The sequence below is a fragment of the Streptomyces sp. NPDC091271 genome (genome assembly GCF_044757505.1).
Taxonomy (GTDB): domain Bacteria; phylum Actinomycetota; class Actinomycetes; order Streptomycetales; family Streptomycetaceae; genus Streptomyces.
The window spans coordinates 613,909-626,469 of record NZ_JBIVVD010000002.1 but is presented as its reverse complement, the minus strand read 5'-3'; the positions used below and the strand labels follow the sequence as shown (position 1 = coordinate 626,469).

The following is a 12,561-nucleotide window of genomic DNA, read 5'->3' as shown; positions in this document are numbered from 1 at the left end:
CCACAGCAGAACGACGGAGAGCACCATGTCCACCGCCCCCATCCCGGACAGCCGACCCCACGAACCGGTCCGCGTCGGCCTCGTGGGCGCCGGCCCCTGGGCCCGGGCCATGCACGCCCGCATGCTCGCCGCCGGGCCGGAGACCTCACTGGCCGCGGTCTGGGCGCGCCGCCCCGAGGCCGCGGCCGAGGTCGCCGAGCCTTACGGCGCACCGGTCGCCGCCTCCTTCGAGGAGCTCCTCGACCGCTGCGAGGCGGTCGCGTTCGCCGTGCCGCCCGCCGTGCAGTCCGTCCTCGCACCCCGGGCCGCGGCGGCGGGCCGCGCCCTCCTGCTGGAGAAGCCGCTCGGCGCCGATCTCGACGCGGCCCGTGCCGTGGCGGACGCCGTCCGCGACCACGGGGTGGTCTCCCAGCTCGTCCTCACGAAGCGGTACCACCCGGCCACCCGCGCCTTCCTCGCCGAGGCGGCCACCCGCGACGTCACGGGAGCCCGCTCCTGCTATCTGCACGGGGCCTTCCTCGGAGGGGAGTTCGCCACGTCCTGGCGGCTGGAACACGGCGCTCTGCTCGACCTCGGCCCCCACCTCCTGGACCTCCTCGACACCGCGGTCGCGCCCATCGTCTCCGTACGGGCGACCGGGGATCCGCGCCGCTGGGTCGAGCTGACCTGTGAGCACGAGAACGGCGCGGTCAGCCAGGCATCCCTCTCGGGGTGCGTACAGCTTCCGCAGGCCAGGACCAGGATCGAACTGTTCGGCCCGGGGGAGGAGTTGGTCTACGACACGGCCGGCATCGACCACGAGGAATGCTGGCCGGTCCTCCGGCGCGAGTTCGCCACCGCCGTCAGGACGGGCCGGGGGACCGGCATCGACGCCGCCCACGGCCTGCACATACAGGAGCTGCTCGACATGGCCGCACGCACGGCCGGCTGAACCAGGAGGGCGGCTTCGCGCGGCGGATGGAACGACCCGTGAACAGCGCCAGGAAGTGACCCTCGGGCGACATCGAATTCGTTGCCCGCGGGGTCCCGCATGGCGGCGGCGTGGAGCTCCATGTCCGGCTCATCCTTGATCCGCAGCACGGTGGCACCACCGGGAAACCTGACGGGCCACCAGTGGGCCCGACCGGCAGCGTCTTGATTCGTATCAGGCGGTGATCGAGTGCAGGGTCGCCGAGCCGCGTTCACCGATGAGCGGCCAGCACTGCCGCGAGGCCCTCTTGCAGATCTTTGACGAAATACTCGGGAACCTCGAGCGACGGGAAATGGCCCCCGGCTTCGGGCGACCTCCACCGGACGATCTGTCGGTACCGCTCCTGCGCCCAGGGGCGCGGGCACTTCTCGACGTCGCGGGGATACATGGTGAGTGCCGACGGGACGTCGACCCGAAGTTCGGGGTCCAGCGAGTTGTGGCTCTCGTAGTAGATGCGGGCCGCCGATGCGCCGGTCCGAGTCAGCCAGTACAGGGTGACGTCGTCGAGAACGCGGTCCCTGGAAATCGTCTCGAAGGGGCTGTCCTCGGTGTCGGACCACTCGGCGAACTTGTCAAGGATCCAGGCAAGAAGCCCGATCGGTGAGTCGACCAGCGAGTAGCCGATGGTCTGCGGTCGGGTCGCCTGCTGCTTCGCGTACGCCGCGCGATGGCGCCAGAAATCACGGGTTTCCTCGGCCCACTCGCGCTCGACCGCCGTCAGTCCGTCCGTCGTCGACCCGGGCGGTGCCTCCGCGAACGTGGTGTGGATGCCGAGAACGTGCGCCGGGAACCTGCCGCCGAGAATCGTGGTGACATTGCCTCCCCAGTCGCCACCGTGGGCTACGAACTTGTCGTAGCCGAGCCTTCCCATCAGCTCCACCCATGCGGCCGCGATCTTTTCGGTTCCCCACCCGGTGGTGGCCGGCTTGTCGCTGTATCCGAAGCCCGGCAGTGACGGGACCACGACGTGGAACGCCGGCGCGTCCGCATCTTTCGGATCTGCCAGCTCGTCCACTACGTCGATGAACCGGGCGATGCTGTCCGGCCAGCCGTGCGTCAGGATCAGAGGAGTGGCATCCGCGCGCGCGGACCGGCGGTGCAGGAAGTGGATTCCCAGATCGTCAATGGTCGTGCGGAACTGGCCGATCTGGTTGAGACGCTCCTCGAACGACCGCCAGTTGTACCCGGTGCGCCAGTAGTTCACGACGTCGGCAAGGTCGGCGCGAGGGACGCCCTGTTCCCATCGGCGAGGGTCGGGCGCGGCGCGATGGACCGTCTCAGCCTCCGGCAGCCGGGCCGTGGCCAGTCGCGCGCGCAGATCGTCGAGGTCGGCTTCGGTTACGTGGGCTTCAAACGCCTGTACGTCGCTGGTCGGACGGGGCATGAGACCTCCTGGCCGTCGTGGAGCGGGCTGCGGTCCTCCGTGAACCGGCTAAGACGGTTCTAACAGTTTTCCGTGCCCCGCTGCAACCGGCTAAGGTGGTTCCATGTGTGCTGCGTTCCCTGACTTCCGCCTCGGCAAGGTGCTCGCGATGAGCTTCACGGGGACTCTGTCGGAGCGTCGTGGTGACGCTGTGGAGCGCATTCCCACGCCTCGCCGGCTCATGGACTGGCTGGCGGTGAGCGGCCTCGCCGTGGACTCCTGCACCACCGCCCAGCACGATCTCGCTAGGGAATTGAGGGAGTCGATCCACGCCGCCGCGACAGCGGCCGCGATCCAGGACGCTCTCCCCGCATCCGCTGTCCACGTCATCAACGACTGCAGCGCCAGGGGGCGGGCCGCAGCGATCCTGACGCCCGAGGGCGAGCGGCGATGGCGGCTCGGCTCGGCTTCCTGCGTGGAGGATGCCCTCAGCGTGATCGCCGCCGACGCGATCAGCGTCATCGCAGGCGAACGAGACGGAAAATTGGCGTTGTGCGCATCGCCGACCTGCCAAGCCGCCTTCTTCGACATCAGCCGGAGTCGCACCCGCAGATGGTGTGACATGAACACGTGCGGGAATCGTCAGAAGAAGGCGCGCTTCAATGCCGGCCGGCGCAGAAGCGCCAGGTCGGCGGAGTGAAGGTCATCCTCTGTACATCCGAGTGGGCCCCAGGCCCGCGACACATCTGCGGCGTCGGGTGCGAGGAGGACGGACGTGTCCGGTGAGCGGCTCGACGCCGGGTGGATGCGGGGCTGGTGCGAGCGGACTTCAGCGGGGCTCTCGGTTCTGATGTCGTCGTTTCTGGAGACGCGCGGCTACCCGCCCGGTGAGAACGCCGTCGTCCTCGCGACGGATGAGAGTCATGGGGCGACGGACGCACTCGTGGATCTGACGCCGATCCCCTCCGACCTGACGACTCTTTACTGGGTGGTCTGCCACATCTCCATGCCTGATGTGGAGCACGGATACTTCGTCCACCCGGCCTCGACGGTGGCGGAGCACGCGCGCGAGTACGGATCTGTCCAGATCGACGACGAGCCACCTGGCATCGTGTTCGCCAGTGAGGGTGGTGGACGTCTGTTCGCGGTGGCAGGCAGCGGACGGGTCTGGAGGTCGACCACTGCCTCCCGGCTCGGGGATTTCGAAGTCGCCGCGGAGTCCGTCCAGGACTTTCTCGAACAGCTCGGCCGAAGGGTCGCCGGCCGGACCTGACCCGGCAGCCCGTCCGGTCAGGCCCGGGGCTTGTGGGACGGGCCGAGCTCACCCGCGGCTCTTGCCGCACAGAGCGGCGTCCACCGCGCCCTGGAGATGCTCCAGGCTGTCGCCCTCGGCCGCCCAGGTCGTGGTGTAGACGGTCACGGTGCCCCGGCCGCCCGTGGCCCGGCCGCCGCCCACCGAGCCGCCGGGCAGGTCGCCGCCGTGGCCCCAGTAGACACCGCCGCAGCTGAGCGGGATCGAGGCGACGCCGTAGCCGTAGCGGCTGCCCGCGGGGTAGACGTCCCTGCCCCCGATGCCGGTGGTGTCCCGCGTCATGAGGCGCAGAGCCCAGCCGGGCAGGAGCCGGCCGCCGAACAGGCCGTCCCAGAAGGCGTTGAGGTTTTCGGGTGTGGAGACGAGCCCGCCGGACGCGCCGAACTCGTACCCGGGAAGCTCGGTCACGTCCACGACGCCTGCCTCCGGGGACGCGGGGTGCACGCCGTAGTTGCGGGCGTGCGGGCCGCGCAGGGTCAGCTCACCCGGGGCCGGCCAGTAGGTGTCATCCAGGTGCAGCGGGCGCAGGATCGTACGTTCGACGTAGGTGCGGAAGCCGACCCCCGAGGCCTTGTCGATCACCATGCCGAGTACCAGGTAGTTGGTGTTCGAGTAGCCCCAGTCCTCCCCGGGCTCGAAGACGGGATCCGCGTCGAGCGCCAGCGCCAGATACTCCTCCGACGTGCCCGCCTCGGACCAGTCGACCAGTGCGGAGTACTCCGGCAGCCCGCTGGTCTGCTTCAGCAACTGACGTACGGTGACGGCGCTTCCGGCGAGCTGGGGCACATAGGCCCCGGCGCGGTCGTCGAGGCGTATCCGCCCGTCCGCGACCAGGCGCATGACTGCGGTCGCGGTGAACGCCTTGGTGTCGCTGGCCAGCCGGAACCGGCCCTGGGCGCCAGGCATGTGACGGCCGGACACCAGATCCGCGACCCCGGCCGTCCGGGTGGTCCTGCCGTCGTACGCGAGCGCGCCGGGAACACCGTCCCTGTCCACGAGCAGGTCGAGCTGTCGCTGCACCGGGTCCGAGGGGCGGGCAGCCGCCACGGGGGCGAGTGGCCCGGTCAGTGTGGTGGCGAGCAGGACTGCTGCGGCGAGGTGCTTGCGGTGCATGGGTGTTCCCCCTGAGTGGTGGCCCGGATCACGCGGACCGGTCGGTGGCTCACCGATGACCCTGCCAGGCGACCGCCGCAAGATCAGTACGTCCCGGCCCCGGATCGAAGGTGTCCTCAACCCCCCTTGTCAGGACGCCCGTCGTATGCGTCAGACCGGGTCGGAGGTGTCCCTGACGGGTGTGTCCTCGATGCGGGAGCCGGGCGCCCCGCGGTTGCCGGCGGCCGGGCTGTGAGCGTGCTGCGCCGGCGCCTCGTCGGTGCCGGCGCCGACGCCCGCCGCCGGGGTACGCAGGACCAGCAGGGCGACGTCGTCGCCGCTGGGGTCGATGCGGGCCAGGAGTTCGTCGAGGAAGTCCTCGATGTCGCGACGGGCCAGGGCCGCGGCGTGCCGGCGCAGCGTGGCGAGACCGGCTTCGATGTCACGGGTGCGGCTCTCGACGAGCCCGTCGGTGTACAGCAGCAGGGTCGACCGGGGTGGGAGATCCACATGGGCGTCGGGCCACCCCAGTCCCATGTGCAGGGCCGAGCTGAGACCGAGGAGAGGGCCGTGACCGTCTTCGAGGAAGCGGGTGTGCCCGTCGGCCGTGATCAGGAGCGGCGGCGGGTGGCCGGCGTTGACCCAGTGGAGCCGCCAGGGCCCGCCCTCCTCGCCTTCGATCCGGGCGAAGACGCAGGTGGCCATGGGGGCGTCGCTCGTATGGGTCATGGCCTCGTCCAGACGGCGCATGATCAGACTGGGGGGTTCCGTCCGGTCCCAGGCCAGGGCGCGCAGCATGTTGCGGACCTCGGCCATGTGGGCCGCGGCCTTGAGATCGTGGCCGACGACGTCCCCGATGACCATCGTCAGGACGCCGTCGCCCAGCAGGAAGGAGTCGTACCAGTCCCCGCCGATCTCGGCAGCGCTCTCGGCGGGCCGGTAGCGGGCCGCCAGTGTGAGGTGGTCGACCTGCGGCAGGGGAGTGAGGAGCTGGCGCTGCATGGTCTCGGCGACATGGCGCTGCTGCTCGAACAGTACGGCGGCCTCCATGACCAGGCCGGCGCGGCGGGCGATGTCGGCCAGCACGAAGACCTCGGCCTCGCTGTAGGAGGAGCCGGGGGCGACCCGTGCCACGGTCAGCGCGCCGAAGACCTGCCGCCGGGTGTGCAGGGGCACCACCACGGCACAGCTGCCTCCCAGCCGGTCGAACAGTTCCCGGTGGGCGCGCGCGAGCGGGCTGTCCGGCAGTTCCGCGAGGGTGTCCGCGTCGAGAACGACGGGCTCGGCGCTGCGCATGGCCTGGACCACGGCTGAACGGGTGGATTCGGGCAGGGGAGGCAGCGGGCCCTTGAGCGCCTCCGCCGCCCGGTGGTCGTGAGGGGCGCGGACGGCGACGCGCTGCATCTCGCCCGCCTGCTTCGCGGTGTGCACGTCGATCGCCGCCCAGTCACCCATGTCCGGCACGAGCAGCCCGGCCAGTCTGTCCAGCATCTCCGGCGTCTCCAGTGCGGAGATCAGGACCGTCGACACCTCCGCCACCATCGTCAGCCGGGCGGTGAGCCCCTCCAGGGCCGCGAGATAGGCCGCGGTCTGTTCGGCCGCGTCACGGTGCAGGCTGAAATCGTGGAAGACGACCACCGAGCCTTCCGCACGCCCCTCGTGCCGCAAAGGAGTGGCCGCCCAGATGATCGGCACCAGGGTGCCGTCCCCACGCAGGAAGAGTTCGTCGCTGCCCTCGGCGGGCCGGCCGCTCTCCAGGACGGTCAGCATGACGCACTCGTCCCGCGGGACCGTGGCGCCGTCCGGTCCGCGGTGCAGCAGATCGTGCATGTCGTGACCGAGCATCTGCTCCTGCGGACGGCGGAGCATCTGCTGCGCGCGGGGGTTGCACGCGGTGAGCCGGCCCGTGTTGTCGGTGACGAACACCCCTGTCCCCAGGCTGTCGAACACCGTCCGCATGAAGCCGATCTCCAGCAACCCGTCCGTGGACCTCATCGAGCGGCCCTCGCCCTCGCCGTCCCCGGGCGGGCCTCTCCGCCCGTGCTCGCCGTCCTCACGCCTTCCGGACCGCCCGGCGGCGGCAGCCGCACGGGCGGCATCGTGTCCGCCGCCGGAATCACGGTCTGGGAGGTCATGCCGTCCATCATTCATCCGGCACGCCCGTTCCGCCGCTCGGGAGGAGCCCGCCCCCGCAGCCCCGGGCTACCTCTCCAGCACCAGCGCGGAGCCCTGGCCCACGCCGATGCAGAGCGTCGCCACGCCGGTCCCAGATCCGGCGGCCCTGAGCTGGTGCGCGACGGACCCGGCGAGGCGGGCTCCCGACGCGCCGAGAGGGTGGCCGATCGCGATCGCTCCACCACGAGGGTTGAGCACGGACGGGTCGAGGTCGGGCCACTCGGCGACGCAGCCCAGGACCTGGGCGGCGAACGCCTCGTTGAGTTCGAGAGCCGCCAGGTCGGCGAAGCTCCTGCCCGCCCGTTCCAGCGCCCTGTTCACGGCCTCGACGGGGGCGAGCCCGAAGTAGTGCGGTTCGTTGGCCGACACCGCGGAGGCCGTGATCCGGGCCAGCGGTTCGCGGCCGGTGGCGCGCAGACCTTCCTCGTCCGCCAGCAGCAGGGCCGCCGCGCCGTCGTTCAGCGGGGAGGAGTTGCCCGCGGTGACGGTGCCGCCTTCCGTACGGAAGGACGGGCGGAGCTTGGCCATGGCCTCCAGAGAGGCGTCGTCCCTGATGCACTCGTCCCGGTCGACGACGAGCGGATCGCCCTTCCGGCGAGCGATGGTCAGGGGCGCGATCTCCCCGTCGAACAGCCCCGCCGCCCGTGCCGCCGACGCCTTCCTGTGGGAGGCGAGGGCGAACTCGTCCTGCTGTTCCCGGGTGAGGGAGTGCTTGTCGGCGATCAGCTCGGCGCTCTCGCCGAGCGGCACCGTCCACTGCGGATCCATCCGGGGGTTGACCATGCGCCAGCCCAGGGTGGTCGAGTACATCTCGGGGTGCCCGGCGGGGAAAGCGCGGTCGCTCTTGGGCAGGACGTACGGGGCGCGCGTCATCGACTCGACGCCTCCGGCCACGACGAGCGAGTGGTCGCCGAGCGCCACCGCACGGGCAGCGTGCACGACGGCTTCGAGGCCGGAGGCGCAGAGCCGGTTGACGGTCACGCCGGGGACGGAGACCGGCAGACCCGCGAGGAGCGCTGCCATCCTGCCGACGTTGCGGTTCTCCTCACCCGCGCCGTTGGCGTTACCGAGCACCACGTCACCGATGCGCGACGGGTCGAGCTCCGGGGTGCGCTCGAGCAGCGCGCGGATGGTGTGGGCCGCGAGGTCGTCGGGCCGTACCTGCGCCAGTGCGCCGTTGTACCTGCCGATCGGGGTGCGGACGGCGTCGACGATGTACACGTCGCGGGGGCGGAAGCTCATGAGACGATCCTTTCGGGAACGAGGAGCGGGGCGGCCGTCCTCTCCAGGACCTCGGCGGCGGTCACCCCGGGTGCGGTCTCCACCAGGACCAGGCCGTCGTCGGTGACGTCGAGCACGGCGAGATCCGTGATGATGCGGTGGACGCACGCCTTGCCGGTCAGTGGCAGGGTGCACTCCTCGACGATCTTCGGGCTGCCGTCCTTGGAGGTGTGCGTCATGGTCACGATGACGCGGCGGGCGCCGTGCACGAGGTCCATCGCTCCGCCGATGCCGGTCACCATCTTCCCCGGCACCGCCCAGTTGGCGAGGTCGCCCCGGGCCGAGACCTCCATGGCCCCGAGGACGGCGGCGTCGATGTGACCGCCCCGGATCATGCCGAAGGAGAGCGCCGAGTCGAAGAACGAGGCGCCGGGACGCACGGTCACCGTCTCCTTGCCCGCGTTGATCAGATCGGGGTCGACATCCTCGTCGTACGGGAAGGCGCCCGTGCCCAGGATGCCGTTCTCGGACTCCAGGACGACGTGCACGTCCTCGGGCAGGTGGTTCGGGATCAGCGTCGGCAGTCCGATGCCGAGGTTGACGTACTCGCCGTCGCGCAGCTCCGCGGCCGCCCTGGCGGCCATCTCGTTCCGGTTCCAGGCCATCAGCCCTGTGCCCCCCGCTCCGTGATCGTCCGCTTCTCGACCTTCTTGTCCACGGCCTGCTCGGGTGTCAGCGCGACCACCCGCTGCACGAAGATGCCGGGCAGGTGCACGTGGTCCGGGTCGATCTCGCCCGGTTCGACCAGCTCCTCGACCTCCGCGACGGTGATGCGGCCGGCCATGGCGGCGAGCGGGTTGAAGTTGCGCGCGGACTTGTTGAAGACCAGATTGCCGTGCCGGTCGCCCTTCGCCGCCCTGACGAGGGCGAAGTCGGTGCGGATGCTGTGCTCCAGGACGTACTCGGTGCCGTCGAAGTCGCGTACCTCCTTGGCCGGCGAGGCCACGGCCACTCCGCCGTCGCCGTCGTAGCGCCAGGGGAGCCCGCCGTCGGCGACCTGAGTGCCCACGCCGGCGGGGGTGTAGAACGCGGGTATCCCCGCCCCGCCCGCCCGGAGGCGCTCGGCGAGCGTGCCCTGGGGGATCAGCTCGAGCTCCAGCTCACCCCCGAGGTACTGCCGGGCGAACTCCTTGTTCCCGCCGATGTACGAGCCGGTCACCCGGGTGATCCGGCCCGCGGAGAGCAGCACCGCGAGCCCCGAGTCCATCGCCCCGCAGTTGTTGGACACGACACCGAGCCCGCTGACGCCGCTCGCGTACAGAGCGTCGATCAACACGTTCGGCACACCGCTGAGACCGAAGCCTCCCACCGCCACCGAAGCGCCGTCCGGCACGTCGGCGACGGCCAGCGCCGCTGACGCGACCACCTTGTCCATGGGACCGTCCATCCAATAGTGTTCGCATAGTGAAGTTTCCTTCACTATGATGGTGTGAGTCTGCCGCCAGGGCCGGAGCTCTGTCAACGGTCCCGGCACCTGCCGCCCCCACCCGACGGAGGAGAGAATGGCACCGACCGGCACGTCACGGCCGGGTGAGGAGACGCCCGCGGAGGCAGTGGCCCCGCTGATGCGCGGCATAGCCGTCCTGCGCCGGCTGACCGACGCCGACGGCTCCCTCGGCCTCAGTGATCTGGAGCGCGCCACCGGGCTGGCCCGCTCGACCGTCGACCGGATCACGCTCACGCTCGCACGCACGGGATACGTCCGCCTCGACGGCAAGGTCGTCACCCTCGCGCCCCGCCTGATGGAGCTCGGCAACGCCTACCTCTCCTCGATCCGCCTTCCCGCCCTCCTCGGCGGCCGGGTGGACGCCCTCGCGGAGGAACTCGACGAGTCCGTCTCCCTCGCCGTGCCCGACGGCGGAGGCATCCGCTTCGTGCACCAGGCCACCCGTCGGCGCGCGATGTCCCTGCGCTTCCGCATCGGTGACCTGCTGCCGGCCGAACGCACCGCCCCGGGCACGCTGTTCGCCACCCGATGGGGAGCGGAGGAGTGGCGGGCCTGGCGGGAGCGCCGGGCTTCGGACCCGGACGGGGCGGACTTCCCGTCCCTGCCTCCGGGGCCCCGGCCGGCGGACGACCTGTTCGAAGGGCGGGTGGAGGCGGCGCACGCGGACGGCTGGGCGGTGGACGATCAGCTGATCGAACCCGGCCTCCTCGCCCTCGCCGTGCCCGTACGGGACCACGCCGGAGGGTTCGCGTGCGCGCTCAGTGTGGTCAGCCACACCAGCAGGCACACCGTGCGGGGCCTCCGCGAGGACCTTCTGCCCGGACTGCTCGACGCCGCCTCGGCGATGGAGCACCGACTGCGTGACGAGCCCTCCGCGAGCCCCGCCCCGGCCCCGGTCCCAGGGGCCCTCGCCTCCTGGACCGCGGCCTCGAAGCAGGAGCTCGGCCGGGAGTTCATCGAGTCCCTCGCCCGGGGCCTGACGGTCATCACCGCCTTCGGGGAGGACGGCGCCGCCCTGACCCTCAGCGCCGTCGCACGCGCGACCGGTCTCTCTCGCGCCTCCGCCCGCCGCGCCCTGATCACCCTCGAACACCTCGGATACGTCACGGCCGACGGCCGGGACCACCGGCTGACACCACGCGTCCTGGCACTCGGCTACGCACCGCTCTCCCGCACGACCCTGGCGCGGATCGCCGATCCGCACCTCGCCGCGCTGGCGGGACGGATCCAGGATTCCGCGTCCCTCGCCGTCCTCGTCGACGACTCCGTGCAGTACGTGGCGCGCGCCGCCACCCATCGCATCATGAACGTCGACATCACCGTCGGCACACGCTTCCCGGCCTACGCCACCTCGCTGGGCCGCGCCCTGCTGGCCGGCCTGCCCGCGGACGAGCTCGGGCCGCTCCTCGACCACGCGGAGCTGCGCCGCCTGGCGCCCCACACCCTCACCCACCGCACCGAACTCGAAGCCGCGCTGGAGCGCGTGAGCACGGAGGGGTACGCCCTGGTCGACGAGGAACTGGAGGCGGGCCTGCGCTCGATCGCCGTACCCGTACGGGACCGGGCGGGCGCGGCGGTCGCGTCCATCAACGTCGCCATGCACAGCAGCAGCCGGACGATCGGCGAATGCCTGGATCAGGTGCTGCCCGAACTGCGCCGCACCGCGGGGGACATCGAGGCCGAACTGCACACCGCGGCCCGCTTCGCGGACGTGGCGGTGCTGTAGCCGGTGCCGGTGGCCCGGCCCCGCCCCGCCCGTGTGCTTATGCCGCGTGAGAGGTGAACATGTCGATGAGCAGCTGTGGTGCCCGGTCGTCGAACAGGGTCTCCTGGCCCCGCGCGGACTCCAGAGCGGTCTGCTCACTCCGGGCGAACAGGACCGCCTCGTAGGCCGACAGCGCGGCCTCGGTGTCCCCCTGGTGTGCGGCGACGGCCTGCCCCAGGTCGGCGCCGTCGATCATGGCGAGGTTGGCGCCCTCACCCGCGAACGGGGACATCAGGTGCGCGGCGTCGCCGAGCAGGGTGACACCGGGAACGCGCTGCCAGCGGTGCCCGGTGGGCAGCGCGTGGATGAGCCGGGGGGTCAGCGGGCCGTCCGCCTCGGTGATCAGCCTGCGCAGGCCGGGCGACCAGGTGGCGAAGTGCGTCAGCAGCGTGGCCTTCGAGGCCGCGATGTCGGTGAAGTCGACGGTGGACAGCCAGTCCTCGGCTGCACGCAGCGCGACGTAGACGTGCAGACTTCCGTCCGTCTCGCGGTGGGCGAGGAACCCCTTGTTCTCGCCGAGGCCGAAGAACATCCCGCCCCCGATCAGCTCGGCGCACTCGGGGTGGCGGGCATCGGCGTCGTGGAGGTCGAGCTCGACGAAGGAGATGCCGGTGTACGCGGGCCGGTCCCCGGACAGCAGCGGCCGGATCCTCGACCAGGCGCCGTCCGCCCCGATGAGCAGGCCGGTGGTGAATGTCGTGCCGTCGGCGAGGGTCACCGCGTGGCGCCCGTCACCGAGCGGCTCGGCGCCCATGATCTTGGCGCCCCAGCGGACGGTGCCCCCGGGGAGCGAGTCGAGCAGGAGATCGCGCAGATCACCCCGGTCGATCTCGGGCCGGTCGCCGTTGCCGTCGTCCTTGTGGTCGAACATCACGCGGCCCTGCTTGTCGACCACGCGCACGGCCTCGCCGCCAGGATGCACCCGGGCCCGGAACTCCTCGTACAGTCCCGCGGCGCGCAGCGCCGCCTGGCCGGTCTCCCCGTGGATGTCGAGCATGCCGCCCTGGGTTCGGGCATGCCGATCCGCGTCCAGGTCGAAGACGGCGGCCTCGATGCCGTGAACGTGAAGAACCCTGGCGAGGACGAGGCCGCCGATGCCGGCGCCGACGATGGTCATGGGGTGGTGCGGGGTGGTGTTCATGGCGGTGCCTTCACT

The 12,561-nt window shown here is 71.3% G+C and carries 11 protein-coding genes; 4 read left to right on the top strand and 7 right to left on the bottom strand.

Going from position 1 to position 12,561, the window contains the following annotated elements; all coding sequences use genetic code 11:
- The first annotated feature begins 25 nt into the window (after positions 1 to 25).
- Complete coding sequence (locus ACIQM3_RS10225) at positions 26 to 931, top strand: Gfo/Idh/MocA family protein (RefSeq protein WP_401621524.1); 906 nt, start codon at positions 26 to 28, stop codon at positions 929 to 931.
- Positions 932 to 1,181: 250 nt separating this feature from the next.
- Here ACIQM3_RS10225 and ACIQM3_RS10220 read toward each other — a convergent pair whose 3' ends face one another.
- Positions 1,182 to 2,354 carry an epoxide hydrolase family protein gene (locus ACIQM3_RS10220; RefSeq protein ID WP_401621521.1) on the bottom strand — a complete coding sequence of 391 codons (1,173 nt, stop codon included), beginning with the start codon at positions 2,352 to 2,354 and terminating at the stop codon, positions 1,182 to 1,184.
- Between the two features lie 103 nt (positions 2,355 to 2,457).
- Here ACIQM3_RS10220 and ACIQM3_RS10215 point away from each other — a divergent pair, with 103 nt between their 5' ends.
- Together ACIQM3_RS10215 and ACIQM3_RS10210 are read left to right on the top strand one after the other, a co-directional pair.
- A complete protein-coding gene (locus tag ACIQM3_RS10215; RefSeq protein WP_401621519.1) occupies positions 2,458 to 3,033 on the top strand; it encodes a CGNR zinc finger domain-containing protein in 576 nt (191 codons plus the stop codon).
- 75 nt (positions 3,034 to 3,108) lie between these two features.
- The gene (locus ACIQM3_RS10210; RefSeq protein ID WP_401621516.1) at positions 3,109 to 3,606 is read left to right on the top strand and encodes a hypothetical protein; all 498 of its coding nucleotides are present in this window, start codon (positions 3,109 to 3,111) and stop codon (positions 3,604 to 3,606) included.
- A 48-nt stretch (positions 3,607 to 3,654) separates the two neighbouring features.
- Here the strand turns inward: ACIQM3_RS10210 and ACIQM3_RS10205 are convergent, their stop codons facing one another.
- The 5 genes from ACIQM3_RS10205 to ACIQM3_RS10185 all read right to left on the bottom strand — a co-directional run bounded on the left by ACIQM3_RS10205 (position 3,655) and on the right by ACIQM3_RS10185 (position 9,568).
- Positions 3,655 to 4,758 (bottom strand): serine hydrolase domain-containing protein, encoded by a 1,104-nt coding sequence (locus ACIQM3_RS10205; RefSeq protein WP_401621513.1) that lies wholly within the window; start codon positions 4,756 to 4,758, stop codon positions 3,655 to 3,657.
- Positions 4,759 to 4,908: 150 nt separating this feature from the next.
- A complete protein-coding gene (locus ACIQM3_RS10200; protein ID WP_401621510.1) occupies positions 4,909 to 6,732 on the bottom strand; it encodes a SpoIIE family protein phosphatase in 1,824 nt (607 codons plus the stop codon).
- Positions 6,733 to 6,939: 207 nt separating this feature from the next.
- The gene (locus ACIQM3_RS10195) at positions 6,940 to 8,154 is read right to left on the bottom strand and encodes a thiolase family protein (protein WP_401621507.1); all 1,215 of its coding nucleotides are present in this window, start codon (positions 8,152 to 8,154) and stop codon (positions 6,940 to 6,942) included.
- Positions 8,151 to 8,798 (bottom strand): CoA transferase subunit B, encoded by a 648-nt coding sequence (locus ACIQM3_RS10190; RefSeq protein WP_401621504.1) that lies wholly within the window; start codon positions 8,796 to 8,798, stop codon positions 8,151 to 8,153. Before ACIQM3_RS10190 ends, ACIQM3_RS10195 begins: the two co-directional genes overlap by 4 nt.
- On the bottom strand, positions 8,798 to 9,568 hold the full coding sequence (locus tag ACIQM3_RS10185) for a CoA transferase subunit A (protein ID WP_393756627.1): 771 nt from the start codon (positions 9,566 to 9,568) through the stop codon (positions 8,798 to 8,800). The genes ACIQM3_RS10190 and ACIQM3_RS10185 overlap by 1 nt, the downstream gene beginning before the upstream one ends.
- A 127-nt stretch (positions 9,569 to 9,695) precedes the next feature.
- Between ACIQM3_RS10185 and ACIQM3_RS10180 the strand changes: the two genes are divergently transcribed.
- Positions 9,696 to 11,366: an IclR family transcriptional regulator C-terminal domain-containing protein gene (locus tag ACIQM3_RS10180; protein WP_401621501.1), complete on the top strand. Its 1,671-nt coding sequence runs from the start codon at positions 9,696 to 9,698 to the stop codon at positions 11,364 to 11,366.
- 37 nt (positions 11,367 to 11,403) lie between these two features.
- On the opposite strand, the gene ACIQM3_RS10175 is transcribed toward ACIQM3_RS10180, so the two are convergent.
- On the bottom strand, positions 11,404 to 12,546 hold the full coding sequence (locus ACIQM3_RS10175; RefSeq protein ID WP_401621498.1) for an FAD-dependent oxidoreductase: 1,143 nt from the start codon (positions 12,544 to 12,546) through the stop codon (positions 11,404 to 11,406).
- Between the last annotated feature and the right edge of the window lie 15 nt (positions 12,547 to 12,561).